Below are 25,838 nucleotides of genomic sequence, written 5' to 3'. Positions count from 1 at the left end.
CGGGCCCGGCCGGGACCGTTCGGCCCTGTTCTCCACCCGGCCCGCGCTGGGGCCGAACGTCCCGCACCAGGGCCGAACCGCCCCTCGCCCGATCCACCGTGCCGATGCGACGGTTCTGTGACGGACAGAGTTGCGGTCACCGGATACGGAAGAGGCGACAAGCCATGACGCAGGCCACTCGGACGGGCACCCGGCCTTCCACCGATCCATGGCGGGGCTTCGCCGGCCTCTGCTGGCAACGGAAGGTCGATGTGCGCGCCTTCATCCAGGACAACTACACGCCGTACGAGGGCGACGCGGCCTTCCTCACGGGCCCGACGGAACGCACCCATGCCGTGTGGGACATCGTGTCCGAGCTGCAAACCGAGGAACGCCGCAAGGGCGTCCTGGACGTCGACGCCGCCACGCCGTCGACCATCACCGCGCACGGTCCCGGGTGGATCGACAAGGACCGTGAGCTCATCGTCGGTCTGCAGACGGACGCGCCGCTCAAGCGGGCGATCATGCCCAACGGCGGGCTGCGGATGGTGGAGAACGGACTGCGCGCCTACGGATACGAGCCCGACCCGTTCGTCACCCGGGTCTTCGGCACCTACCGCAAGACACACAACCAGGGCGTCTTCGACGCCTACACCCAGGAGATGCGTCAGGCCCGCAAGGCCGGCATCATCACCGGGCTGCCGGACGCCTACGGCCGGGGCCGGATCATCGGCGACTACCGCCGGGTCGCTCTCTACGGCACGGCTCTTCTCATCGAGGCGAAGTGCGCCGAGCGGGCACAGCTGGACACAGAACCGTCCTCCGCCGACGTGATCCGCGACCGCGAGGAGCTCGCCGAACAGATCCGCGCCCTGGCCGAGTTGGAGGAGATGGCCGGCTCGTACGGCTGCGATGTCTCCCGCCCGGCCGCCACCGCGCACGAAGCCGTACAGTGGCTGTACCTGGGCTTCCTGGCCGCGGTGAAGGAACAGAACGGCGCGGCGATGTCGCTCGGCCGGACCTCGACGTTCCTCGACGTCTACCTCGCCCGCGACCTCGCGGAAGGGCGCATCGACGAGACCCGCGCCCAGGAACTGATCGACGACTTCGTGATCAAGCTGCGGATCGTGCGCTTCCTGCGCACACCGGAGTACGACGAACTCTTCTCCGGCGATCCCACCTGGGTCACCGAGTCCCTGGGCGGCATCGGACAGGACGACCGCACGCTGGTCACCCGCACCTCCTTCCGGTTCCTGCAGACCCTGTACAACCTCGGGTCCGCTCCGGAGCCGAACCTCACCGTGCTGTGGTCGCCCCGCCTGCCCGAAGGCTTCAAGAACTTCTGCGCGCAGGTCTCCATCGACACCAGCGCCCTGCAATACGAATCGGACGACCTGCTGCGCCCCCGGACCGGGGACGACACCGCGATCGCCTGCTGCGTCTCGGCGATGGCGGTGGGCCGGCAGATGCAGTTCTTCGGCGCCCGGGTCAACCTCGCGAAGGCCCTGCTCTACGCGATCAACGGCGGCCGCGACGAGATGACCGGAGAACAGATCGCTCCCGCCACGAGCCCGCTGGCCGGCGACCACCTGGACTACGAGGAGCTGAACACCGCCTATGACCACGTTCTGGACTGGCTGGCCGCGACCTACGTCAACGCCCTCAACGTCATCCACTACATGCACGACAAGTACGCCTACGAGCGGCTGGAGATGGCCCTGCACGATCACCCCGTCCACCGCACCCTGGCCTGCGGAATCGCCGGTCTCTCGGTGGCCGCGGACAGTCTGTCCGCGGTGAAGCACGCCCGGGTGAAGGTGATCCGGGACGACACCGGTCTGGCGGTCGACTACGCGGTCGAGGGCGAATACCCCGCCTTCGGGAACAACGACGACCGCGCCGATGCGATAGCGGTCGACCTGGTACGCCGGTTCATGGCCAAGGTCCGCGAACACCCGGCCTACCGGGACGCGGAGCACACCCAGTCGGTGCTGACGATCACGTCCAACGTGGTCTACGGCAAGCACACCGGCAACACCCCCGACGGCCGCCGGGTCGGGCAGCCCTTCGCACCCGGAGCCAACCCGATGAACGGCCGCGACCGCCACGGCATGGCCGTCTCCGCGCTGTCCGTCGCCAAGATCCCCTACGACCAAGCCCGCGACGGGATCTCCCTGACCTCGACGATCACGCCCGAAGGCCTCGGCCACCACCCGGACGAACGTGCGGCGAACCTGGTCGGAATCCTGGACGGCTATATGGCTGCCGGAGGCTTCCACCTGAACATCAACGTCCTGGACCGGGCCACCCTGGAGGACGCCATGGAGCACCCGGACAATTACCCGGCACTGACCATCCGGGTCTCCGGCTACGCGGTCAACTTCGTCCGGCTCACCCGCGAGCAACAGCTCGACGTGATCAGCCGCACCTTCCACGGCCGGCTGTGAACACCGGCCGCGTCCACTCCTGGGACCTGTCCACCGGCGTGGACGGCCCCGGGACCCGCTTCGCGCTCTTCCTCAGCGGCTGCCCACTGCGCTGCCTGTACTGCGCCAACCCGGACACCTGGTACATGAGGGACGGCCAGGAGTTGACCGTCGACGCGGTAATGGCCGAGATCGAGAAGTACCGGACCTTCATCGCCGCGGCCGGCGGAGGAGTGACGATCACCGGCGGCGAGCCGCTCCTGCAGCCACTCTTCACCGCAGAGGTGTTCCGCCGCTGCAAGGAACTCGGCCTGCACACCGCCCTGGACACCTCGGGGTTCCTCGGTAGCCGAGCCACGGATGAGCTGCTCGCCGACACGAGTCTGGTCCTGCTGGACATCAAAGCCTTCGACATCGCTGCCTACCGCAGCCTGACAGGCGCAGGCCTCGCGCCGACCCTGACGTTCGCCAACAGGTTGAGCCGGCTAGGGGTGCCGGTCCGCATCCGCTACGTCCTGGTCCCCGGCCGGACCGACGACGAAGCCGCCATCGACGGCCTGGCGGCCTTCATCGCGGGCCTGGGCAATGTCGAGTGCGTCGACGTCCTGCCCTTCCACAAGCTGGGCGCCGCCAAGTACGAAGCCCTCGACATCCCCTTCCCGCTGCGTGACACCCCAACGCCGTCGCCCGACCTGATGGACCGTGTGCGAGGCCAGTTCCGGGACCACGGCGTGCACGCGTTCTAGCGCAGCAGGGAGCGGGGCGGCGAACCACCGAACTCGCGAAATCCAAGGAGGAGAGAACCATGACTGCTCGACACGTGGTCGTCGGCGTCGACGGCTCTGTCGTCGCCGTACGAGCCCTGGACGAGGCCGCGGCAGAGGCGGTGAGGCAGGGAACGGACCTGGAGATCGTGTTCGCGGTCTCCGACCTCGATGAGGCCGGGCCGATCCTGAAGTCCGCCGCAGCACGGGTGCGCCAGCGGCAACCTGGCCTGCCGGTCAGTACCGTACCGATGGTCGGGGATGCGACCGAGGTGTTGCTGCGCAGGGGCCGTGATGCTGCTCTGACCGTAGTCGGCTCTCGCGGGTTGCCCGGCTTCGCGGGCCTGGTGCTCGGGTCCGTGAGTCTGCGCTTGGCCGCACGCACGCTGAGCCCGCTCCTCGTCGTGCGGGGAGACCAGGGTTCGCGATCGGCCGGCCCCGGCCCCGGCGGTGAAGTGCTGCTGGGCATCGAAAGCGACAACGACACCGACGCGGCGGCCTACGCCTTCGCGGAGGCCGCCCGTCGCGGATCCCCCCTGCGCGTCCTGCACGCCTGGACCTATCGTCATCTGGCACCTGTCGGTCTGGAACCAGTGCCCACCCGGCGTGTTCAGGACGATATCAACCGTCGCTCACAGAACGAGACCGCTGTGCCCGAACACGTCGTGACATCGTTGCGAGATCAGTATCCCGAGGTCCCGGTACAGACCCGCGCAGTTCGCTCCGGGGCGGCGCATGTCCTGCTGGAGGCAACGGGCAACGCCGCTGTCATCGTGGTGGCCGCGCACCGGCGCCGGGGTCGGCTGGGCCCTCAACTCGGCCCGGTCACCACGGCCTTACTGCACCATGCCTGCTGCCCGGTCATCCTCGTTCCGGTGGAGGAGGCCAGCGGATCACGCGATTGAATGCCGGTAGCTCGGTAGCTCGGTAGCTCGGCAGCTCGGCAGCGAGGAGGCTCCCTCCACGGGACCGCGGTCCTACGGAGGAGTCCGTGAGAGTCGAACGGTCCCACCGCGGGACGTTCGGCCTCGCGCGCAGCCGGTGCCGAGCGGCCGATGCTGGCGGAAGGGCGGCTGCGAACGGCACCCGCCTACGAGGAGATGGCTATCGTGCATACGACTCTGACGACCGATTTCTGGACACTCTTCATCCTGATGTTGCTGGCCGCGGTGGCTGCGACCGCTGTTATGACAGTCGTTTCGGAGAAACTCTTCGACAAGGTGCTCAGTCTTTGGGCGGCGGCTCGGATCCGCCGCTACCCCCAGGGCGGATACCACCGACTGCATCACGGACATCGCTGACGCGGAGCTCCGGTCGAGCGCCAACCCACCCTTGAAGCAGTGCCGTTCGGCCCTCTGGTAGGGCCCGTAGGACCACTGCGAGATGCCGGCGCGCGGGTGGACATTGAAGCCACAAGCAACCGGCAGTACCTCTCGCAGACAAGGGGGCCGTCATGGCCGTACAGCAGGAACCGCGGATGACCACCAGCATGCAGATCCCCGCCCACCGCGCGGCAGAGACGGCGCCCGAGCACGGTGCCGTCATGACGCCGGTGTCGGCAAAGGTCTTCGCCGTCGTCCGTGTCGTCACCGGATTCGTCTTCTTGTGGGCCTTCCTCGACAAGGCCTTCGGCTGGCGCTACGCGACCGGATCGGGCAAGGCGTGGATCAACGGCGGATCGCCCACGAAGGGCTTCCTCAGCGGAGTGTCGGCAGGGCCGCTGGAGTCCACCTTCCACGACTGGGCCGGTGCCGGCTGGGCGGACTGGCTGTTCATGCTCGGCCTCCTCGGCGTCGGGATCGCCCTGATCAGTGGCATCGCGCTGCGGCTGGCAGCAGCGGCGGGCACCGCGATGATGGCCCTGATGTGGGCCGCCGAATGGCCGCCGGCCCGCCATCTGTCGGACGGAACGCTGAGCATGTCGAGCAACCCGATCGTCGACTACCACGTCCTCTACGCGCTGGTGATGATCGCTCTCGCCGTCGCCTACGCCGGCAACACCTGGGGACTGGGACGCATCTGGGCCAAGGTGCCCTTTGTCCAAGGGAACCGGTGGCTGCTCTGATCTCCGATCCGACCTCGGACACCGCGTGGGCACCGCAACAACCGGCGGTGCCCACGGACCATCGCGCCTCATGTGAAAGGAATGGACATGACCGTACGGGTAGGCATCAACGGATTCGGCCGCATCGGCCGGAACTACCTGCGCAGCGTTCTCTCCCGATCAACTCAGGACGTCACGCCCGTCGAGGTGGTGGCGATCAACGACGTCGCACCCGTCGCGACCCTGGCGCACCTTCTGGAGTACGACTCGACGTATGGGCGTCTCGGTCGCCCGATCAGCCACGACGCCGAGTCCATCACCGTGGACGGCCACCGCATCGCGGTGACCGCCCAGCCTGACCCGGCCGCACTCGCCTGGGCGGAGCACGGGGTGGACATCGTGATCGAGTCCACCGGCCGCTTCCGTACCCGCGACGACGCGGCCCTGCACCTGAAGGCCGGAGCCCGCAAGGTGCTCATCTCCTCCCCGGCCAAGAGCGTGGACGTGACCGTCGTCATGGGCATCAACGAGACCGACTACGACCCCGGCAAGCACCACATCGTCTCCAACGCCTCCTGCACCACCAACTGCGTCGTGCCGATGGTGAAGGTCCTGCACGACACCTTCGGCATCGACAAGGGTCTGATGACCACCATCCACGGCTACACCAACGACCAGGCGCTCCTGGACGGCCCGCACAAGGACCTGCGCCGGGCCAGGTCGGCGGCCGTGAGCATCATTCCGACGAGCACCGGCGCCGCGCGCGCCGTGGGCCTCGTCCTCCCGGAACTGGCCGGAGCACTCGACGGCATCGCCGTGCGCGTCCCCGTCGAGGACGGCTCGCTCACCGATCTGACGCTGCTGCTCCGCAGGCCGGCCACCGTGGAGGAGATCAACGCAGCCTTCACCGAGGCGGCGGAGGGCCAGCTCAACGGCATCATCCGGGTGAGCACCGCGCCGATCGTCTCCCGTGACGTGATCGGGGACCCGGCTTCCTGCATCGTGGACGTCGCCCTCACCCAGGCTCACGGTGAACTGGTGAAGGTCTTCGGCTGGTACGACAACGAGTGGGGCTACAGCAACCGGCTGCTCGACCTGACCCACTACGTCGCGGCCCGCCTATGAGGGGCAGGGAACAGGAAGGAGGCAGGATTCCGTCCCGGCGCAGATCGCGAGCTCGTGGAGGACGATCTCGGTGCGATCGATCGCGAAAGCGGGAATGACGACGGTGCCGCCGCGCGACAGTGTGCGCGCGATGACGGCTGCGAACTCCTCCCGCGCCGTTTCACCGTTGTGCCTGCGGTCGCCGTAAGCCGACTCCACCAGCAGCACCACATCGGCGCCGGTGAACGGCTCCGGAGGCAGCAGGCGGGCGTGTCCTGGCCGGCCGAGGTCTCCGCTCGTGGCCAGGGACCGTTCGGCCCACACGCCTGGCACCGGGATCTCGTCATCGATGTGAGCCGGCCAGGCTGGATCAACTGCAACAAGGCGCCCGCTGACGAGTGGACCGTATGGCCCATCGCACAGGGCCGGGCGGCCTCTGGGAGGGCTGCCCGCGCGGGCGGACGCTGGTGTCACAGAAGGGCGTTCACATCGAAATGGGGAATCAGTGATGAAGCACAACCGGATCACGGACGTGATGTCGGCCAGTGTCGTCAAGGCCGTCTACGGTACGCCGTTCAAAGTGGTGGCGGAGCGGCTGTCCCGGCACGGCATCAGCGGACTTCCCGTCGTCGACAGCGACGACAAGGTCATCGGCGTCATCAGCGAGACCGACCTGATGATGCGCCAGGTCGCGAGTGTCGCTGACACCGCTTCGTGGTGGAACCGGCTCTCCCGTACCCACCGCCGGGAGCAGAGCAAGGCCCGCGCCCGGACCGCCGGACAGCTGATGTCCCAGCCGGCGGTCACCGTGCACGCCGAGGACTCCATTGCTGAGGCCGCCCGCACGATGATGGAGCACAAGGTGGAGCGGTTGCCCGTCGTCGACGACCAGGACCGCCTGATCGGCATCGTCACCCGCCGTGACCTGTTGCAGGTCTTCCTGCGGCCGGACAGTGATATCCGCCGTGATGTGATCGACGAGGTGCTGGTCCGCACCCTGTGGGTCGTCCCGCAGACCATCGCCGTCACCGTATACGGCGGGGTGGTGACGCTGGAGGGGCAGATGGAACGCCGCAGTGAGATCGACATCGCGCTGCGCCTCACCCCGCTGATCGACGGGGTGGTCGCCGTGGTCGGCAAGCTCACGTACCGGCTTGACGACTCCCACCTGAAGGTCGCCGAACCGGCGTTGCACGGAGTGGCCGACGACTGGATCCGGAAGCTGTGAGGAACCGCGGTGGAGGCAGGGAGGCGACGGGACCGTGAAGAGGGCCCGGTGGTGCTGGCGTTGGCGGTCCAGTCCGCTGCGCCGTCGCTCGGACATGATCGAAGGATGGGTGAACCTGGTGACGGCCGCGCTCCTGCTCTTCGGAGTGCCGACGGCCGTGATCACTACCGGTGCCGTGGTCCGCGGGATCGCTACGGAGGCGGTCAGAGACCAGCAGGGGTCGCGTCACACCACGTCCGCCGTGCTACTGGAGGACGCGCCCGCGGCCGTGCCGGGGGCCGGCGGTAGCGGTGACCGGTTCCCTGTGAACGTCCGCTGGAGCATGCCGGACGGGGCGGTGGCGACCGGAACGGCCGAGGTGTCGGCCGGCCGCCCTCGCAGCTCGACCACCACGGTGTGGCTGGGTCGTTCCGGACAACAGGTCTCCGCTCCCATGACCGGCGGCCAAGTGGCATCGCTGACCGTGATCGCGGCGACCGCAGGGGGAGTGGTCGCCGGTGCGCTCTTGGTCATCGCGCGAGGTTTGATCCGCCGTAGTGCGCACCGGTGCCGCTTGGCGGAATGGGAGCAGGAATGGTCGCAGGTCGGACCTGTATGGGGACGACACCCGGCATGACGCGCCGCGTGAGGGAGGCGGGGTATGTCCAGATCACCGGTCCATGACCGCATCGTCGTCGGTGTCGATGGCAGCGACGCCTCGTGTGCGGCACTGCGGTGGGCCGCCGCCGAGGCGGTAGCCCGAGGGGCGGAGCTCGTAGCCGTATATGCCTGGGAGCGGAGCGATGCCTATCTCGCTCCGTACGCTCCGCAGCCGGCCGGTCACGATCCGACGCGGGATCGGGCGCGGGCACGCGAAGTCCTGCGAGCGTCGGTGCGGAAGGCGCTGGGACCCAGACCCGAGGTCGAAGTGGGACTCGTGCTTGTGGAGGGTCGGCCGGGCCCCGTGCTACTCGCGCAGGCGCAGCACGCCCTGCTGCTGACCCTGGGGCACCGCGTGCCTGCCTCGCGCCTGCTGCCGGCGCTGGGCCCGGTCACCCGCGACTGCGTCCGCCGGTCACCGTGTCCCGTGGTCACGGTGCCGATCGACGCCGGACCGAGCCCGGGGGCCGAAACCGGGGATGGCCCGGCCGTCCTTGCGGAGAGGGCCGCATGGCCCCTTTCCGCACGGCCCTCGTCGTCCGACGCTGGTAGTGGAGGCGCCCCGGCGGCAGTCATACCACCCGCGAACACTCCACCGCCTCAGCGCGAGAAATGGGAGACCCGGTCATGAACCGCACTCGAGGACCCCTCAACGGTATGTCCGCCGAAAACCGCGACAGGCTGTGGGCTCTGTCACGGGAAGTCTCGTTCCCCGCGGGGACGCGGATCTTCGAGGAAGGCGGCCGAGCCGATCATTTCTGGATCATCCGCACCGGTGCAGTCCATCTGGACACGCATGTGCCCGGCCGCCGGGCTCCCATCGTTGAGACACTGGGTGCGGGGGACCTGCTGGGCTGGTCCTGGCTCTTCGCTCCCCATCGGTGGCACTTCGGCGCCGAGGCCCTGAGTCTGGTGCGCGCGAGGGAGTTCGACGCCGAGCGCGTGCGGGCCCTGTGCACGGAGGATCCGGTGCTCGGCCGGCAACTGGCCCTGGCTTGTGCGGAAGTGATCGCCCACCGGCTCACGGTCTCCCGCAGCAGGCTCCTCGACCTGTACGGGCCCCACAGCGCGGTGCGGCTTTGACAACGGGACAGACAGAGAGCGCACGGCAGCGCGATCCATCCATGACCGATCAGAAGGAGCCCATCATGAACGACACTCCGCGCATCGTCAGCGATGTCATGACCCAGACGGTGGTCGCGGTGAGTCGCACCACGCCGTTCAAGGAAATCGTCAGGACGCTGGAACAGTGGCACGTCAGTGCGCTGCCGGTACTCGAGGGCGAGGCCAGGGTCATCGGTGTCGTCTCCGAGGCCGATCTACTGGCCAAGGAGGAGTTCAAGGACCACGACCCCTCCCGTCTCGAGCAGCTGCGCCGTCTGGACGACCTGGTGAAGGCCGGGGCCGGTACGGCGGGGGAACTCATGACGACCCCTGCGGTGACCATTCACTCTCGCGCCACTCTCGCGGAGGCATCCCGGGTGATGGTCCGCCGCAACATCAAACGGCTGCCGGTGGTGGACGAAGTGGGCAAACTGACGGGCATCGTCAGCCGCTCCGACCTGCTGAAGGTGTACCTGCGCGAGGACGAGGACATAGCCGGCGAGGTGCGCAGGGAGATCGTCGGCCACTTCTTCCGGGATCAGCGGCCGACGGTCGAGGTTGCTGTGGACGAGGGCGTGGTCACCCTCACCGGGACGATCCCTGACACGTCGCTCATCCCTGTCGCTGCTCGTTTGGTGCGGTCGGTCGCGGGCGTGGTGAACGTCGAAATCCGCCTCACCGGCCACACCAAGCACAGCGAACCGCCGACCGTGGGACCGCAGTTCTGAGCGGCTCGTCCCAGGAGCGCGATCCGGCCCAAAGTTCGCCTGCACCACGCGCCCGCTGCGACAGCGCCGGCGGGCCGAGGTCCATTGGGCCCCTGCAGCTGCCCCGGCCCCACGGGCCACAATCCCTGCAAGGGATCGGGGGAGCGACTATGGCCGAACGAGAACAGCCCATTCCACCGGGGTCTCCGGGGGCAAGAACGCCTCCCGGTCACCCCACGTGGCCGCTGTCCGGCTTTCGGGTGACCCGTCGATGCCCACGGTCACATGGCGTGTCATGGCGGAACCTCCTGTGAGCACGCATCCGCGGTGGCCGGCGGAGTGGCGATGATGCGTCTGTCCCAAGCCTGACCCTGGCCTACGGAAGCGGAGCAAGGGGCCTATGGCCCCCGGCAGGGCCGATCGGCCCGCGTTCCGTGGGAGTGGGGGAGCCCATGCAGATGGCCCCTGCCTTGCTGCGCGAGCAGCTACGCGACATCGTTGAGAATGATGACAAAAGACCAAAATCAGGCCTGGGCGGACCTGTCGCGGAAATCCAGGCACCGCAGGCCGTGAAACGGGACCTGTGGCCCCGCTCGGGGTCCTGAGGGGCCCTCGTTGTGGAAAGTCCTCGGTGCCGGCGTGGGAGCAGGACTCTTCGCGGGCTCTCGATGAGGAGGAACCATGGAAAGCACCTCGAGCGGCTCGGAACCCGGCTCCGTCATCGTCGGCGTCGACGGTTCGGAGTCAGCGCGTGACGCGGCGCTGTGGGCGGCGTCCGAGGCCACGCGCCGCGAGCGCGGACTGCACATGCTGTACGCCGCTGAAATGGACGGCCAAAAGCTCTACACCTCGGCGGAAAGTATCGAGCAGGTCCGCACGGCGGGCCGCGCGCTGCTGGACGAGAAGTTCGCGGCGGTTCTGGAACAGCACCCTGGCCTCGACGTCAGCACGGAGCTCAGCCGCAGCGCACCCGCCCCGAGCCTGCTGCACCGCTCCGCCGGGCCGCACGGGACGATCGCCGTCGGCAGCCGCGGCCCCTGTCCGGTCCAGCTCATTCCACGGCGCGCTCGTGAGCAAGAGGGCGCGTCATGACCGGCGTCGGGGAACGACACGACATCATCGTCGGCATCGACCCGGCCAGGGATGGGCACCTTCCTCTGGCCTGGGCGGTGGATGAGGCCCGACGACGGCGGCTCGGACTACGGCTCGTCGCCGTCCTGCCCCCGCAGCACGATACCCAACACGTCGACGGCACTCCCGGCCACATCGCGCTGCGCCAGGCCGCCGCGGAAGCCCTCGAGGGGTCTGCCGCTTGGAGTCGTGAGCGCTATCCGGAGGCCGAACCCGCCGTGGATCTGGTCGACGGGTTGCCGGCGCAGGTGATCGGCCGCATGTCCCGGCAGGCCCGCATGATCGTGCTGGGCTCCCGTCATCTGAGCCGTACCGCGGAGTTCTTCGCGGCAGGGTCCCTGGTCGTCCCCGTATCCGCGCAGGCCGAGTGTCCGGTCGTCGTCGTGGGAGATGCCGAGCACGTCACACAGCAGCCGACGTACCTGGTCGTGGGCATCGACGGTAGCGAGTCCTCGAAGTCGGCGTTGGCGTTCGCCGTGGAAGAGGCCGATCTCAGAGGCGCCGTTCTGCGCGCCATCTCGGTGTGGCAGCAGCCGCCGATCTTCACACGCCGTGGACAGGAGGATGCGGTGCACGCTCAGCTGCGGATGCTGTCCGAGATGACGGCCGGCTTCTCGCAGCGGTACCCGGACGTCGTGCTCAAGCACGAGGTGTTGATCGGCCATCCGGTGGAGGAGCTCGCCAGGGCCGCCGAACACGCCCTGGCCGCGATCGTGGGCCGCCGTGGCCGCGGCGGCTATACCGGCATGCGACTCGGCTCCGTCGTCCACGGACTGCTGCACCGGGCACACTGCCCGGTGATCACGGTTCCCCATGTGTGAGGCGCGACGCCGACAGGGTTGCCTCTCGCGATGGCCGAGTTGAGGACCGCCCGGACACTCCTGAGCGGTGACATCACGGCGTCGAACGTGCTCGGGCCTTTGTACCTTCGGAAAGGGGGCAACCGATGTCGAGCGAGATGAGGCTCTGGCGCTGGCGGCGCAATCCGCTCAGGCGAGGCTCGGACGTGGCAGAGGCGTGGCTGGTTCTCGTGGCGGGCGTGCTGCTGGTGGCCGGCGCCCCGGCGGTAGGCGCGGCCACCGCGGTGGGCGTCCAGGCAGCCATGTTGCGGGAGAGCCGGGACTGGCACCGCACCACGGCTGTACTGACGAAGGACGCCCCTTCGACAGCAACCCCCTACAAGGAAAACGGTCAGGTGCGCGCGACAGTGCGCTGGACGGCGTCCGACGGCGCCTTGCGCACGGGCAGGGCTCTGGTGGAGCCTGATACCCGGTCCGGCACCCGTACGACCGTCTGGCTCGACGAGCACGGTGCACTCCGGAATCCTCCGTCCTCTCCCGGGGTGGCCGCGGCCCAGGGCATCGGGTTCGGGGCACTGGCCGCGACCGGCGCCGGCCTGCTCGTGCTGGGTGGCCGTTGGGCGGTCCGGGTACGGCTGGACCGGCACCGTGCGGCGGAGTGGGAGAGCGAGTGGGTCGTGGTCGCCCCTCAGTGGGGCCGCCGTACGCCGTAGCCGCTTCGCCGGCCGGGAAGGTCGCCCGGAGCGGGCGTCTCGACCACCTCACCCTTTGCGGAGCAACTCGTCGGTCACACCATGAACGCCCGATTCGAGCGGACGGAGGTGGGAGTCGTCGAGGCGGAAGGTCAGGTGGTTCACGACACCGACAACGCCGTCGATCCTGTTGATCAGCTGTACGGCGATGGTGACTTCGCTCTGCCGCTCCAAACGGCCCTCCAGGGTGACGACACCGTCGGTCACCTTGACGCCGATGGTTTGCGGGCTGCGCCACAAAGTGCGGACCAAGATCTCGTCGATCACCTCACGGCGGATATCCGAGTCCGGGCGGAGGAACACCTGGAGTACGTCGCGTCGGGAGACGATGCCGACCAGACGGTTCTCCTCGTCCAGGACGGGCAATCGCTCCACGCGGTGCTGGGCCATGGTGCGGGCAGCGAAGGCGATGGAATCTTCGGCGTGGGCAGTGACCGGCGGGGTTGACATCAGCTCTCCTGCGGTACGTGCGCGCGCCTTGGCGGCGGCCCGGTGAGCCCCGCGGGTCAGCCCGATGAGCCGCTGACATCCGACGTTGTCCCGCTTGGCCTGGCGGAACATCAAATCGGTCTCGGTGACGACCCCGATGACCTTGTCGTCCTCGTCCACCACCGGCAGACCACTGATGTCGTGGTGCGCGAGCAGCAACGCGACATCCTTGAACGGTGTTGCGTACACCGCCCGAACGACATCGCTCGTCATCACGTTGCCGATCTTCCGGTGCCTCATCGCGGTCTCCTCCGGCTGCTATCGGAGCGGGCGGCGTTCTCGGTGTCGGTCATCGCCGTTCCTCCCCTCGGATACTGCTTCCACGATCCGCCGGTCCGCGGATTGCCCGCTGGGGCTGTTCGGGGCAGACAAGGGGACCTTCCGGCCCGATCGGTAGGGGCTGTTCGGCCGCACGGCGGTTCGGCGCACGTCGCGAGTGGCTGGCCGGGGCGCACCCGCCCGGTTGGGGCCGGTCGGACGGGGTTGGGGCGGCCAATGGGCCCTGTTCGTGGTGCCGACCGCCGATCAGAGTGGCGACCACGGAATCGGACGAGGCGCCCATGGCGCCCAGCACCAGGTGGTCGGGCCCGATGACACGGCCGGATCTCCCCTGACAAGGAGCTTGTGATGGCCAAGGCGTATCTCGTGGGAAGCGGCATAGCCGCCCTCTCCGCCGCCGCGTTCCTCATCCGCGACGGCGGCTTCGCCGGGCGCGACATCCATGTGTTCGAGGAGCAGGAGCAGACGGGTGGCAGCCTGGATGCCGCGGGTACGGCCGAGGCCGGGTACACGATGCGCGGCGGGCGGATGTTCGAAGCGCAGTTCCGCTGTACCTACGACTTGCTGTCAACGATTCCTTCGCTCGACGATCCGTCGAAGTCGGTGACCCAGGACACCTTCGACTGCCATGACGCCTTTCCTTGGGACGACGTATCCCGCCTTGTCGACGCGGACCGGAAGATCGTCGACGTGCGGTCGATGGGCTTCCGTGAGCGCGATCGCCTCGATCTCGTCAAGTGTCTGGCCACGCCCGAGCGTCTCCTGGATCGCAAGCGGATCTCGGACTGCTTCAGCGAGGGGTTCTTCACCACCAATTTCTGGTTCATGTGGTGCACGACCTTCGCCTTCGAACCGTGGCACAGCGCGATCGAGTTCCGTCGCTACCTCAATCGGTTCGTTCACCTGTTCCCCGAGTTCGACACCATGTCGGGGATTTTTCGGACCCGCTACAACCAGTACGACTCCATCGTGCGCCCGTTGCAGACCTGGCTGGCGGACCAGGGCGTCACTGTTCATACCGGCCATCGGGTCACCGACCTGACGTTCGCGCAGGGAGAGGGGACCACCGTCGAGCGGATCCTCTACACCCGCGATGGTCACAGGGAACGGAGGGAAGTCGGTCCGGAGGACCTGGTGTTCGTCACCAACGGATCCATGACCGCCAACTCCAGCCTGGGATCCGACACGGCGGCACCTGTGCCGGATACCTCCGGATCATCCGGGGCGTGGCGGTTGTGGCAGTGGCTGGCACGCGGGCGCGAGGACTTCGGCAATCCGCACGTCTTCGACCGGAGCGTGAAGGACTCCACCTGGGAGTCCTTCACCGTCACCTGCAAGGATCCGCTCTTCGCGGAGCTGATGGAGGCCCTTGGCGGACGTGAGGCGGGCCGGGGCGGCCTGATGACCTTCCCGGCCTCGAACTGGCTGCTGACCATCGTGCTCAACCACCAACCCGTCTATGCCGACCAGCCGGCGGACATCACCGTCTGGTGGGGTTACGGGCTCTTTCCGGACCGCGCCGGCAACCACATCGGCAAACCCATGACCGATTGCACCGGGCAGGAGATCCTCCGCGAGGTGCTGCACCATCTGAAGTTCGACGAGAACGCGGAGCGCATCGCTGCGGCCTCTACCGTCATTCCCTGTCTGATGCCGTACATCACCAGCCAGTTTCTGGTACGGGAGCACGGCGACCGCCCGCAGGTGGTACCCAAGGGCTCCACCAACCTGGCCTTCATCGGCCAGTTCGCGGAGGTCCCCGACGACGTGGTCTTCACCGTCGAGTACTCCGTACGGACCGCGTGGACCGCTGTCGCCCAGCTCCTGCACCTAGACAAGGCGCCGCCGCCGGTCTACAAGGGCGCGCACGATCCGAGGGTACTGGTGCGCGCGCTGGAGACAATGCACCGCGCATAGGGCCGAGTGGGGTCGGGGGGTTGTCGTGGTCCCTTGTCCCGGCCGCGCCGGGGCACACCCTCGACATCTGAGCGCACCACCCACGTGCAGGGGCCGGTCGGCCCCCTTGAGGGTCCTGCGGCCCCTCCTCCGGCTCACGGCGGCCCGGGAGCATGGAACCAGGATCAACTGAGGGAGGCAGGCAGCATGTCACGCAACGTTGTCGCAGGTTTGGACGGCTCACCGGAGAGCTTGGCCGCAGCGGAGTGGGCGGCCCGTGAGGCCGGGCTCCGCGGGGTGACGCTGCGCCTGGTGCACGCCTGGGACTGGCAGCCGTACGCCTACGCTCCGGTCGGGGGCGAGCCGCGGCGCCACTGGGCGGAGCGACTGCCGCGCACGGCGAGGGAGGAACTGCTGGGGCGGCACCCCGAGCTGACGATCGAAGCGGACCAGGTCGACAAGTCGCCGGTCGAGGCCCTGCTGGCCGCCGCAGGGGAGGCAGAACTGCTGGCACTGGGCTCGCGCGGGCTGAGCGGGATCGGCGGCTTCCTGGTCGGCTCGGTGGCCCTTGCCGTTCTGGCCCGGGCGACGCGGCCGGTGGTCTTCGTCCGGATGGGCGAGCGGGAGGAGGACGAGCATCTCCTGGATGCGTCCAGACGCCCTTCCACGCAATCCCCCTACCGGGACGTCCTGCTCGGCCTCGACCTGGCACGGCCCAGCGACGCCGTCATCGAGTTCGCCTTCGACGCAGCCCAGCGCCGCGCGACGGGCCTGCGCGTCATCCACGGCTGGAGCCTGCCGCCGTACTACGGGTACGGGGCCGCCATCGACCCCCGGCTCAGCGCGGAACTGGCCGAGCGGGAGACAGGCGCGCTGACCGAGGCCCTGCTGCCCTGGCGTGAGAAGTTCCCCGCTGTCGACGTGACCGCGCACGCGGCGGTCGGCCCGGTCGCCGGCCATCTGGTCGACGCGGCTGCCGATGCGTCCCTGGTGGTCGTGGGCCGCCGTGACCGGAGGGTGCCCTTCGGCGCCCACATCGGCCCCATCACCCATGCCGTGCTGCACCACGCCGCCGCGCCCGTCGCGGTCGTTCCGCACGACTGAGCACTCACCCGACCGTTGCGACGAAGGGAAGGCCCGTCATGCCGAAGTTCGTGTACGGATTCGCCGAGGGCCGCCGGGAGATGGCGGACCTCCTGGGCGGTAAGGGCGCCAACCTGGCCGAGATGACCCGCATCGGTCTGCCCGTGCCACCCGGCTTTACCATCACCACCGAGGCATGCCGGGCGTTCCTGGCCGATGGGGCGGAGCCCGACGGCCTCGGTGCGGAGGTCACCGGTCATCTCGCGGCGCTGGAGACGCGGATGGGCCGCCGGCTGGGCGACCCGGACGACCCGCTGCTGCTCTCGGTGCGCTCGGGAGGCCGGTTCTCCATGCCGGGCATGATGGAGACCGTCCTGGACATCGGCCTGAACGACGACTCCGTGCACGGCCTGGCCAAGAACTCGGGACGTGAGCACTTCGCGTGGGACTCCTACCGCCGCCTCATCCAGATGTTCGGCAGCACTGTGATGGGCATCGACGGTGACCTGTTCGCAGCCGCGCTCGCCCTCCGCCCCGATCCGGACGACGTTCGCCTGCTCACCGATGATTTCAAGGCCATCGTCCGCGACGCCACCGGCGAGGAGTTCCCGCAGGAGCCCACCGAGCAACTACGGCGCGCCATCCACGCGGTCTTCCAGTCCTGGAACGGCGAACGTGCCCGCCTGTACCGCCGCCGCGAGCACATCCCCGACGGTCCCGGCACCGCCGTCACCGTCCAGGCCATGGTCTACGGCAACCTCGGCGCCGACTCCGGAAGCGGCGTCGCGTTCACCCGCGACCCGGCCACCGGCCGCCCGGGCACCTACGGCGACTACCTGCCGGACGCCCAGGGCGAGGATGTCGTCGCAGGTGTGCGCAACGCCCTGCCCCTGGAACATCTGGAAGAGCTCGACCCGCAGTCCTTCATGCAACTGCGCGACTACATGAGGATCCTGGAGGAGCATTACCGGGACCTGTGCGACATCGAATTCACCATCGAGCGCGGCAGGCTGTGGATGCTGCAGACCCGCGTCGGCAAGCGCACCGCCGAGGCGGCCTTCCGCATCGCCGTCCAGCTGACCGATGACGGGGCGATCAGCCCGGGCGAGGCGCTGAGCCGGGTGACCGGGCAACAACTGGCCCGGCTGATGTTCCCGCGCTTCGACGACACGGCCGGAACCCCGCTCGCCCATGGCATTCCCGCCTCGCCCGGCGCCGCCGTCGGGGCTGCGGTTTTCACCTCCGCCGAGGCGGTCCGGCGGGCTGCCGCGGGGGAACCGGTCGTTCTCGTACGGCGTGAGACCACGCCCGACGACCTGCCCGGCATGGTCGCCGCCCAAGCGGTGCTGACCGGCCGGGGCGGCAAGACCAGCCACGCGGCCGTGGTGGCCCGGGGCATGGGCAAGACGTGTGTCTGCGGTGCCGAAGAACTCACGGTCGACCCCGAGGCCCGGCACTTCACCACCCGCGACGGCACCGTGGTCGCCGAAGGCACGGTTCTGTCGGTGGACGGCACCGCGGGCACCGTGCATCTGGGCGCGCTGCCGCTCGTCGACTCCGCCGTCATGCAGTACTTCGAATCCGGGGAGTACCCGGCCGGCCCGACGGAGGCGGTGGACCGCGTCATACGGCATGCCGACTCCGTACGCCGCCTGGAGGTGCGGGCCAACGCCGACACCCCCGAAGACGCCGCCCGCGCCCGCCGGTTCGGCGCCCAGGGCATCGGGCTGTGCCGCACCGAGCACATGTTCCTCGGCGAACGGCGCCCGCTGGTCGAGGCGATGATCCTGGCCCGCACGGACTCCGAGCGTGAAAGCGCCCTGGCGGCGCTGTTGCCGCTTCAGCGTGCGGACTTCACCGGAATTCTTGCGGCCATGGACGGCCTGCCCGTCACCATCCGGCTGCTCGACCCGCCGCTGCACGAGTTCCTGCCCGACCGTACCGAACTCGCCGTGCGCATCGCCCGCATCGAGGCGGTCGGCGGCACTCCGGACGCCCGGGACGTGCGGCTGCTGGAGGCGGTCGAGCGGACCCACGAGGAGAACCCGATGTTGGGCCTGCGCGGGGTGCGTCTGGGCCTGGTGGTGCCGGGCCTGGTCGCCATGCAGGTACGGGCCATCGGCGAGGCGGTTGCTGAGCGCAGGAGCGCCGGCGGTGATCCGCGGGCGGAGATCATGGTCCCGCTCACGGCCACGGTGGAGGAACTGCGGATCGTCCGTGATGAGGTGGAACAGGTGCTGGCCGCAGTGTCCGAGGAGACCGGTGCCGATGTGAACTGTCCCATCGGCACCATGATCGAGCTGCCGCGCGCGGCGCTCACGGCCGGCCGGATCGCGGAGGCGGCAGAGTTCTTCTCCTTCGGCACCAACGACCTGACCCAGACCACCTGGGGCTTCTCCCGCGATGACGTCGAGGCGGCCTTCTTCTCCACCTACCTTGACAGGGGTATCTTCCCAACCTCACCGTTCGAGACCCTCGACCGCGACGGAGTGGGCCGCCTGGTGCGGATCGCCGTCGCCGAGGGCCGCGCTGCCCGGCCCGGCCTGAAAGTCGGCGTCTGCGGCGAGCACGGTGGAGACCCGGACTCGGTGCACTTTTTCCACGAGGCAGGCCTCGACTACGTGTCGTGTTCGCCCTTCCGAATCCCGATTGCCCGCCTGGAAGCGGGCCGCGCCGCGCTCGGCTGACGACGCGGGGAGGCTCGGCCGAGGCCGAGCCTCCCCGCACAACGGATACACCTCGTGGTCGAGCCGGCCATGGGGCACTCGAACGCGGTCCCGGTCCTGGCGGCGCGTGCCGGCGTGGCGCCGGGCGCCGCCCCGGCCCCCTGGCAGCTTCTCCGACGTTCCGGTGGCATGGCGAGCACTCGCTCGTGCTCGGCCCCCAAAGGCCAGCTCGGTTCGGGCTCGGAGCCAGGGCGGTATCGGGGTATTCGATCAGCCGGCGCCGAAGGCTGCTCCGTACGGCGGACCACGCGTGGGACACTGCGCCGTGGCGGGTCCCTGCCGGCCCCCGGCGACGAGGGGTGGCGGCACCTCCAAGCACCCCACAACTCCCGCGCCGGCGGCACGATCGGCGCCCTGGGCCGACGCAGGAACCGTCCGACGGGTCCAGTTGCGACAGCGCGGCGGATGTCAACGCCGTGCCTCCGTCAAAGCTCCGCGGGAGCTTTGACGGAGCAACAGTTCCCTGTTCGCTCCGACGCACGCCGCTCAGCCAAGATCCGGTACATCGCGAGCCCCCGTCATCGCCGCCGGAGTCGCACAGGCTGCGATGGACCGAATCATGCGCCTTACGGGACGGGGTTGGATGGGAGGAACCGCGCTCGGGAAAGACGAGTGCGTGCCCCGGAGAGGATTCTTCGGGGCACCGCACTCGGCCGCCTTGAGGCGTTACACAGACATCTGGTCCAGGAGCCACGTGGCGACGGCCCGGGAAATTCCGGCGACGCCGCCGCTCAGGAACGCGCGAGCGCCGAGTTGCTGAGCGCAACAAGTGGTCTGGCAAGCACGTCGGTAGGGGTCGAGTACCTGGTCTGCACGAGTGAGTTGGAAAACGCCGGTTACTACCTTCCACGGTCTACCTCAGACGCGGCGGCATGTTGCGACCACAGCCTTGCCTCCTCCATTCGACCGTGCGAGACAAGGATTTGTATGGCCTGTCGGTAGCCTTCGATATAGCCGGTATCGACCGCACGCTGACACCAGAGGAGCGCCTCGTCAACGCGGTTACGTTCGCTCAACATTCCCATGACCTGGAGAAGGAGGGACGGGCTGCCTGCGTCTATCGCGCGCCGATACCACGCAAGGGCTTCATCCACGCGCCCGACCTTCCGCAGCATTTCCGCCGCTCCTCCGAGAGCGTGCAGCTTGCCGGCGTCAGCCGCTCGACGATACCAAGGCAGTGCATCGTCCACTCGACCGTTTCTTCCCAGCCATTCGGCTGCCCAGAACATACTGGCGCTGTCGCCAGAATCAACAGCTCGCTCAAAAAATCCAAGCGCCTGATCCGCGCGATCGCATTCGAGTAGGAGAAGGCCGGCAGATCCATAGGCGTAGGCGATTCCGGCGGCGGCTGCGTGACTGCAAAGCTGCAATGCATCGTCTGTCCGTCCGTGCCGAGAAAGCCATTGGATAGCTTCGTCGAAGGCGCGTGTACTTCCGGCTTCTACGGCGCGACCGTATTGCTCCAACGCATCTCTGTCTTCGCCGCGCAATCTCAGCATCGTCGCTGCGCTGTGGTGCCCAAACGCACTGTCCGCCTTCTCGTACAGTCGCAGTGCGATATCTGGCAGGCCCTCCCGGAGTGCGCTGGCCCCGAGCGTGACGCTGAATGCTGGAAGGCAGTGCTGGACGGCCGCCTCCCAAAAGAGAGACGGTACTGGCGCCGCTTTCCGCACGGTACGCGCGTGTTGCTCAAGGTAATCGGCGAGTCGGTACATGCCGACTGCCGGCTGGGGCGACAGGGTTCGTCCGCGGGGGCGCGCGACCGCAGTAAGAGCGCCATGAGCACCGCGGACGGGGGTCGTCACCGTTATGAGGGCCCGCTCCAGCCAGTTCTCGGGCAGCATCTCCCACTCGGTGTCGGTAAAATATGCCTCGGCCGCTGCAGCCAGAAAGGGCAACGGAAGCGAGATCCCGTGCCCCATGCGCCGTGCGTCCATGGCCGCCATTGTGAGAGCTCTAGGACCAGGCGTGGCACGCAGAAAGCGGCTCAGAAGCTCGGGGGCGCCAGCAAGGTATTGGGTGAGCATGCCATCCTGGGCATGTTTCAATGCGAAGGCTATTCGCGGATCGGCATGGGACAAATTGATGTCCCGTAGTTCCTCCGCGTTGAAGCTGGGTGGGACTGCTATTTCGACTCAGCAGCTTTCGAGCCTGGGCATGCGGATCTGGGCCATGCGGCCGCGGTTCTTCCATCAATCGCTCGTAATATTCGGGCCAGATGGTTCCCAGCACCAGGACCGGGCCGCGGCTGGGGTCACCCAGCAGCGTCCTCAGGCCGGCTGCGATCAGTTCCCCCAACGGTTCCCTTTCGGGCATCAGGTAGTACTGCGACTCATTCAACCAGACCACGGTGTGCGGGCCGACATTTCTCAACTCCTCCAACGCAGCCTCCGGTCGGCCGGGGTCGATGGGATGCCATAAGCGCCAACTTTCAGGGAGTCGCTGTACCGCCTCCCAGCAGGCCCGCGTCTTACCTGTGGAGGATCCGCCGACCAACATCACCATACGGCTACTCCCTGCCATAGCCTCCTCGACTACTCGAAGAAGTAATGAATCGTGCTTCCGTGCGACATATGCCGGCAGCGGCGGCAGCCGGGTGGTGCCGGGAATCTCGATGGAACGATGGACCTCTAAATCGAGTGGATTGAGATCCGCGATGTCCAGGCCCAATGGTTCCTGAAGCCGCACGGTCGTCCACAATTGCGCCGCACGTTTTGCAGCGGCAGAATCATCCTCGGCAACACGTCGTGTCAGGACTGCAATGAGCGACACGACGTCGGCCTGTTTAGCGGGAAGGTCAGGAGAGCCGATGATGCGCCGAATCGTGTCCCGGGAGGGCGCTCCTTTCACCAAGGCGTCCTCCGGGTCGGTCGCCAAGATCGCCTCGGTCATCTCATCGAGGGTCGGTTCGCCAGCAGTCACGTAGGCCTCGTAGACGAGACGCTTGAGCTCCCGCAGCGGCCCAGCCGGAACGTGGGGCCGCGGTATGCCTCGCGATGACCCACCTCCGCTTCGAACCTCAATCCGGCGGCGTCCAGGCGGAGGGGCCCCATCGCTCTTCATTGCAGCATCATCTAATGAAACTGTCGATCAGGGCCTCAAGAGGGTCAATAGTCCTCAGTATCCGGGCCCACGCGCCCTTGGGTGGATCTTGCAGACACACCGCCGCTGTGGGGTCGGACGCGTGCCGTCAGGTGTTCGTCGAGGGCGGGTGTCGTCGGTGCTCGGATGGAGCGGTCCTGGCGGCATGAGCGTGCCGGCATGATCGTCGGCGGGGGAGGGGCGAGTGGGTTTCGATGGCGGTGCAGTAGCGGCCCATCAGGTGCCTTGCGCTGTCACAGGGCGGTGCTTGCCGTCGCGGGCGCTTGTTTGCCGGGCTCGGTGCCGTCCGCTGCCGCCCCTATCAATGCGGCGATGGACTCGGTGCCGGGCTCCGGAGGCAGACGCAGCGCCCTGACAGCGAACGAGATCGCGTGGTACCAGCCGCAGAGCAAAGTCAGCTCGAGCGCTACGTCCTCGTTGGCGACGGCTGTCAGGCTTGCCCAGGTCTCGTCGGTGAGGTCGAAGGTCCCGGGGAGCTCGTCGACCGCTTCCAGCACAGCGCGGTCGGTTGCGTCCCAGCAGGCGTCCGCGGGCTTTCCGGTCGCGAGGGAGTCCAACTGCGCGGCGTCGAGTCCCGCCTTGTCGGCGAAGCTCGTGACGTGCACGGCCCACTCGTAGCGGGCGCCGCAGAGCGCGGTCGTCCGGTCGATGACCAGTTCGCGCTGGCGCAAGGTGAGAGCGGAGCGCCGGGAGAAGTAGAAGCTTCCCCAGTTTGCGATGGAGCGGGCGAGCTCGGGCCGGCGTGCCCACACACGGAACAACTGGATGGGCGAAGGTCCCAGAAGGTCCAGAGCCGCGCCGGCTTCCTCGTCGTACGGCGGCGAGAGCGGTTCCATGCGAGGTTGCTTCGATTTCAGAGGCATGTACGGCACGGTATCCTTGACGCTTCGGAAAGGGAAGCAGATGACGCGACCAACACCTCTTCCGGGCCGACGGGTCCGCGGTTCCCACACCGGGCGCCCGATCATGGCGCTCCTTGACCTCCTGGGCCGGCGCTGGGCGCTGCGAGTGCTGTGGGAGCTGGGAGACACCTCGGCGCCGACGTTCCGCCAGCTCCAGCAGCGATGCGGCGGTGTCTCCTCGAGTGTCCTGGCGGATCGGCTTCGTGAGCTGGGAGAAGCCGGCCTCGTCGAGCACGCCGGCGAGGGCTACTTGCTGACCGGTCAGGGCAGGACGCTGTTCGATCGCCTCGCCCAGCTCGACGCGTGGGCCGCCGACTGGCGCCCCACGGCGGCGGACCAACAGCCGTGACCAGGGAATCCACGGACGGCCTCGGTGGGACCTTCCACGCGGCGAAGACCCGCAGGCCGGCTATGCCGTGCTCCCGGGCGATCTCCGAGGCCCGGCCCGAGGGACGACAGTACGACGAACGGTAGCCTCACCCGCGCGCCCACTCCGATGCGTGGCGGGCGAGGGTGAGTCGGTGGGCCTCTCGGGACCGAGGCGGACGGCTCACCCCGTCTTCTGGGGTTCTTGGGCGTTGCGCCAGACGGTGAGGTCGAGGGTGATGTACTGGCTCGGATCGACCTGCCGCGACCGACCGCGGTAGGTCGCCACCGCGATGTGCCCGGCGTCGCTCAGTACGCAGATCTGCGAACCGTTGCTGAGCTGGTCGAGAGTGATCGTCCTGGCGTACCTGGTCTCCGCGCGGCAGCCGGCCAGCGAACCCTTCTGCGCGTTCTGCGGGGATCAAGGCTTCGTACGGCTGCGGCGGGCGCCGGCGTGATGACCGCTTGCGTCGCAACAGGGAACCCTCACCATGAGTGTCGAAAAGCCCTCGTCGTAGCACTCCGAGATGGCATCACCCCATCAGCCGGGTGTGAACTCCGTACCGCACCAGCATTAGGTGTGGAGGTGGAACAGGGTGCGGAGGAAGTGCACGTACAGGTCGACGGCGCCGGGCGCGTCGTGGAGCGAGAGGACCCATTGCTCGAACGGGTGCGCGGCACTGCCCCTCGCCGCGTGCCCGTTAGGGCATGCCGGCTGCCCCGTGGTGCACATTCCACGCCAGACGGTTTCACATGGTGGCCAATCCTGATGGAGTCTCCGCAACCCAGGGAGAGGTCCTCGCTGATGCACTACGACGACACGGCGCCCAAACCCCATCAGCGTGCGGCACGGGCCCCGCTGAAGCCGGCGTCCTCGCGGACGACACCGGCGGTCGGCTTGTCCGCCGAACGGTCTCCCGCCGCACTGACGGCCTTGCAGCGCAGTGCGGGCAATGCCGCCGTGGTGCGGTTGCTGACAGCCCAGCGAGCCGAGGACGAGCACCAGCACGGCGAAGCCTGCGGCCATCAGTCGGTACAGCGCTCCGCTGCCGACGAGGTTCTGCGCTCGGCCGGCAGCCCGCTCGAGACCTCGAAACGTATGGAGATGGAAGCCCGACTGGGAACCGACTTCTCGGAGGTCAGAGTGCACACCGACGCGGTGGCCCAGCGGTCGACCACCGAGCTCGGTGCCAGGGCCTGGACCTCGGGCAACCATGTCGTCGTGGGCAGGAACGGCGGCGATGATCACACGCTGGCCCATGAACTCACGCATGTGATCCAGCAGCGCTCCGGCCCGGTCGACGGAACCGTCGGGAGCGATGGCCTCAAGGTCAGCGACCCGAGCGACCGCTTCGAGAAGGCGGCCGAGGCCAACGCCTCTCGCGTGATGTCCCAGCCCGTCCCCGCGGTGCAGCGGGCAGGGTCAGGAGAGACGAACACGTCGACCGGATCGGATACATCCGTACAGCGCGCCCGCTACGCGACCACGAAGACGGACCGTGACCCGGACAGCGACAACTACGACTCGGACGACGACAACTTCGACACGGTGAAGACGGCGCTGACCCCTCCTACGGACCATGCGACCGTGGCAAGCCTGGCGGCGGAGGAATCCGAGCACGGGGTCTACCTTTGGCGCGGCACAACTCCCTCCAACGCCGCCAGAATGGTGAGCAACGGGAGCGCTGGGGGAAGGACCGCAGACGCCAGCGTCACGGCGCCGGACCGTGCGAGCCGTCAAGCCCAGGTGGGGCACGGCCGCCAGCTGCCGGAATTCACCACGAACCCGGGGGTGGCCGAAGGCTACAGCTTCCAGAAGGCCCTGGTGGTGGTGTACATCGCGGCGAAGTATCTCTCCAAGGGCAGCGGCAGCGAGGACGGCTGGGTCGCCAACCCCAAGGCGCCGCTTGTCGTGGTGGACATCGTCGACCGCACACGCGGGCAGGCTTCCGACCGGCGCGGCGCAAACGCCTCCTGACAGGGCGGCTTGTACGTAGGTATCCGTTCCGGCCCTGTTCACGTACTGCTACGGCCAGATGCCGAATATCTGGGACGTTCCGGCCTGTCGCTTCCCCCGCCTGCCCTCTCGCTGAGATACATGACCCTGCAGGGCTCGCAACCCGTCCGCAGGGGCGAGACCAGCAAGGAGACCCACCATCGTGGGCCGGGGACGACAGCGCGGTACGGACGGGCGGCTGCCGGCCCTCGTCCGGCAGTCCCGCGCCGTCCACGGGTAGCCGACCGTCCGATGACAAGCAAAGCCGGGTGGCGTCTGTCCGGCCTGGTTGGTGATGACGTTCGTGGTGGTGGTCCACGG

The 25,838-nt window shown here is 68.3% G+C and carries 24 protein-coding genes; 20 read left to right on the top strand and 4 right to left on the bottom strand.

Annotated elements, in window-relative coordinates:
• The first annotated feature begins 164 nt into the window (after window positions 1-164).
• The 6 genes from pflB (at window position 165) to gap (ending at window position 6,338) form a co-directional block, all read left to right on the top strand.
• On the top strand, window positions 165-2,426 hold the full coding sequence (gene pflB, locus O3X23_RS25775; protein WP_269273932.1) for a formate C-acetyltransferase: 2,262 nt from the start codon (window positions 165-167) through the stop codon (window positions 2,424-2,426).
• Window positions 2,423-3,151 (top strand): pyruvate formate-lyase-activating protein, encoded by a 729-nt coding sequence (gene pflA, locus O3X23_RS25770; protein ID WP_269273931.1) that lies wholly within the window; start codon window positions 2,423-2,425, stop codon window positions 3,149-3,151. The genes pflB and pflA overlap by 4 nt, the downstream gene beginning before the upstream one ends.
• Window positions 3,152-3,210: 59 nt before the next feature.
• Window positions 3,211-4,074, top strand: a complete 864-nt coding sequence (locus O3X23_RS25765) for a universal stress protein (protein ID WP_269273930.1) — start codon at window positions 3,211-3,213, stop codon at window positions 4,072-4,074.
• A 204-nt stretch (window positions 4,075-4,278) separates the two neighbouring features.
• Complete coding sequence (locus tag O3X23_RS25760; RefSeq protein WP_269273929.1) at window positions 4,279-4,470, top strand: hypothetical protein; 192 nt, start codon at window positions 4,279-4,281, stop codon at window positions 4,468-4,470.
• Between the two features lie 152 nt (window positions 4,471-4,622).
• Window positions 4,623-5,234 (top strand): DoxX family membrane protein, encoded by a 612-nt coding sequence (locus tag O3X23_RS25755; protein ID WP_269273928.1) that lies wholly within the window; start codon window positions 4,623-4,625, stop codon window positions 5,232-5,234.
• A gap of 87 nt (window positions 5,235-5,321) precedes the next feature.
• Complete coding sequence (gap, locus tag O3X23_RS25750) at window positions 5,322-6,338, top strand: type I glyceraldehyde-3-phosphate dehydrogenase (RefSeq protein WP_269273927.1); 1,017 nt, start codon at window positions 5,322-5,324, stop codon at window positions 6,336-6,338.
• On the opposite strand, the gene O3X23_RS25745 is transcribed toward gap, so the two are convergent.
• Window positions 6,333-6,650, bottom strand: coding sequence for a hypothetical protein (locus O3X23_RS25745; protein ID WP_269273926.1), 318 nt, complete (start codon window positions 6,648-6,650; stop codon window positions 6,333-6,335). The genes gap and O3X23_RS25745 overlap by 6 nt on opposite strands.
• Before the next feature lie 175 nt (window positions 6,651-6,825).
• Here O3X23_RS25745 and O3X23_RS25740 point away from each other — a divergent pair, with 175 nt between their 5' ends.
• From O3X23_RS25740 to O3X23_RS25710, 8 genes are all read left to right on the top strand, one after another.
• Window positions 6,826-7,545, top strand: a complete 720-nt coding sequence (locus tag O3X23_RS25740) for a CBS domain-containing protein (RefSeq protein ID WP_269273925.1) — start codon at window positions 6,826-6,828, stop codon at window positions 7,543-7,545.
• A gap of 94 nt (window positions 7,546-7,639) precedes the next feature.
• Window positions 7,640-8,161, top strand: a complete 522-nt coding sequence (locus tag O3X23_RS44300) for an Rv1733c family protein (protein ID WP_443047973.1) — start codon at window positions 7,640-7,642, stop codon at window positions 8,159-8,161.
• A gap of 24 nt (window positions 8,162-8,185) precedes the next feature.
• Window positions 8,186-8,815 carry a universal stress protein gene (locus O3X23_RS44295; RefSeq protein WP_443047971.1) on the top strand — a complete coding sequence of 210 codons (630 nt, stop codon included), beginning with the start codon at window positions 8,186-8,188 and terminating at the stop codon, window positions 8,813-8,815.
• A 26-nt stretch (window positions 8,816-8,841) separates the two neighbouring features.
• The gene (locus O3X23_RS25730) at window positions 8,842-9,267 is read left to right on the top strand and encodes a cyclic nucleotide-binding domain-containing protein (protein ID WP_269273923.1); all 426 of its coding nucleotides are present in this window, start codon (window positions 8,842-8,844) and stop codon (window positions 9,265-9,267) included.
• Window positions 9,268-9,332: 65 nt separating this feature from the next.
• Window positions 9,333-10,016: a CBS domain-containing protein gene (locus O3X23_RS25725; protein WP_269273922.1), complete on the top strand. Its 684-nt coding sequence runs from the start codon at window positions 9,333-9,335 to the stop codon at window positions 10,014-10,016.
• 660 nt (window positions 10,017-10,676) lie between these two features.
• A complete protein-coding gene (locus tag O3X23_RS25720) occupies window positions 10,677-11,087 on the top strand; it encodes a universal stress protein (protein ID WP_269273921.1) in 411 nt (136 codons plus the stop codon).
• Entirely contained in the window at window positions 11,084-11,947 is an 864-nt protein-coding gene (locus O3X23_RS25715) for a universal stress protein (protein ID WP_269273920.1), read from the top strand. The genes O3X23_RS25720 and O3X23_RS25715 overlap by 4 nt, the downstream gene beginning before the upstream one ends.
• A gap of 125 nt (window positions 11,948-12,072) precedes the next feature.
• On the top strand, window positions 12,073-12,639 hold the full coding sequence (locus O3X23_RS25710) for an Rv1733c family protein (protein WP_269273919.1): 567 nt from the start codon (window positions 12,073-12,075) through the stop codon (window positions 12,637-12,639).
• A gap of 48 nt (window positions 12,640-12,687) precedes the next feature.
• On the opposite strand, the gene O3X23_RS25705 is transcribed toward O3X23_RS25710, so the two are convergent.
• Window positions 12,688-13,407 carry a CBS domain-containing protein gene (locus O3X23_RS25705; protein WP_269273918.1) on the bottom strand — a complete coding sequence of 240 codons (720 nt, stop codon included), beginning with the start codon at window positions 13,405-13,407 and terminating at the stop codon, window positions 12,688-12,690.
• A gap of 387 nt (window positions 13,408-13,794) precedes the next feature.
• Between O3X23_RS25705 and O3X23_RS25700 the strand changes: the two genes are divergently transcribed.
• The 4 genes from O3X23_RS25700 to O3X23_RS25685 all read left to right on the top strand — a co-directional run bounded on the left by O3X23_RS25700 (window position 13,795) and on the right by O3X23_RS25685 (window position 20,455).
• Window positions 13,795-15,363, top strand: a complete 1,569-nt coding sequence (locus O3X23_RS25700; protein ID WP_269273917.1) for an oleate hydratase — start codon at window positions 13,795-13,797, stop codon at window positions 15,361-15,363.
• A 186-nt stretch (window positions 15,364-15,549) separates the two neighbouring features.
• Window positions 15,550-16,446 carry a universal stress protein gene (locus O3X23_RS25695; protein WP_269273916.1) on the top strand — a complete coding sequence of 299 codons (897 nt, stop codon included), beginning with the start codon at window positions 15,550-15,552 and terminating at the stop codon, window positions 16,444-16,446.
• 38 nt (window positions 16,447-16,484) lie between these two features.
• The gene (ppdK, locus tag O3X23_RS25690; protein ID WP_269273915.1) at window positions 16,485-19,112 is read left to right on the top strand and encodes a pyruvate, phosphate dikinase; all 2,628 of its coding nucleotides are present in this window, start codon (window positions 16,485-16,487) and stop codon (window positions 19,110-19,112) included.
• 947 nt (window positions 19,113-20,059) lie between these two features.
• A complete protein-coding gene (locus O3X23_RS25685) occupies window positions 20,060-20,455 on the top strand; it encodes a hypothetical protein (RefSeq protein WP_269273914.1) in 396 nt (131 codons plus the stop codon).
• Between the two features lie 652 nt (window positions 20,456-21,107).
• On the opposite strand, the gene O3X23_RS25680 is transcribed toward O3X23_RS25685, so the two are convergent.
• Together O3X23_RS25680 and O3X23_RS25675 are read right to left on the bottom strand one after the other, a co-directional pair.
• Window positions 21,108-22,043 carry a hypothetical protein gene (locus tag O3X23_RS25680; protein WP_269273913.1) on the bottom strand — a complete coding sequence of 312 codons (936 nt, stop codon included), beginning with the start codon at window positions 22,041-22,043 and terminating at the stop codon, window positions 21,108-21,110.
• Window positions 22,044-22,486: 443 nt separating this feature from the next.
• Window positions 22,487-23,116: a carboxymuconolactone decarboxylase family protein gene (locus O3X23_RS25675; protein ID WP_269273912.1), complete on the bottom strand. Its 630-nt coding sequence runs from the start codon at window positions 23,114-23,116 to the stop codon at window positions 22,487-22,489.
• 103 nt (window positions 23,117-23,219) lie between these two features.
• On the opposite strand from O3X23_RS25675, the gene O3X23_RS25670 reads away from it, so the two are divergent.
• Both O3X23_RS25670 and O3X23_RS43990 read left to right on the top strand, forming a co-directional pair.
• Complete coding sequence (locus tag O3X23_RS25670; RefSeq protein ID WP_269273911.1) at window positions 23,220-23,504, top strand: winged helix-turn-helix transcriptional regulator; 285 nt, start codon at window positions 23,220-23,222, stop codon at window positions 23,502-23,504.
• A gap of 603 nt (window positions 23,505-24,107) precedes the next feature.
• Complete coding sequence (locus O3X23_RS43990; RefSeq protein WP_331283949.1) at window positions 24,108-25,499, top strand: eCIS core domain-containing protein; 1,392 nt, start codon at window positions 24,108-24,110, stop codon at window positions 25,497-25,499.
• The last annotated feature ends 339 nt before the right edge of the window (window positions 25,500-25,838 follow it).

It is taken from the genome of Streptomyces sp. H39-S7 (genome assembly GCF_027158205.1).
In the GTDB taxonomy this organism is placed as follows: domain Bacteria; phylum Actinomycetota; class Actinomycetes; order Streptomycetales; family Streptomycetaceae; genus Actinacidiphila.
The sequence above is the reverse complement of the archived record's forward strand: the minus strand, read 5'-3'. Positions and strand labels throughout refer to the sequence as shown.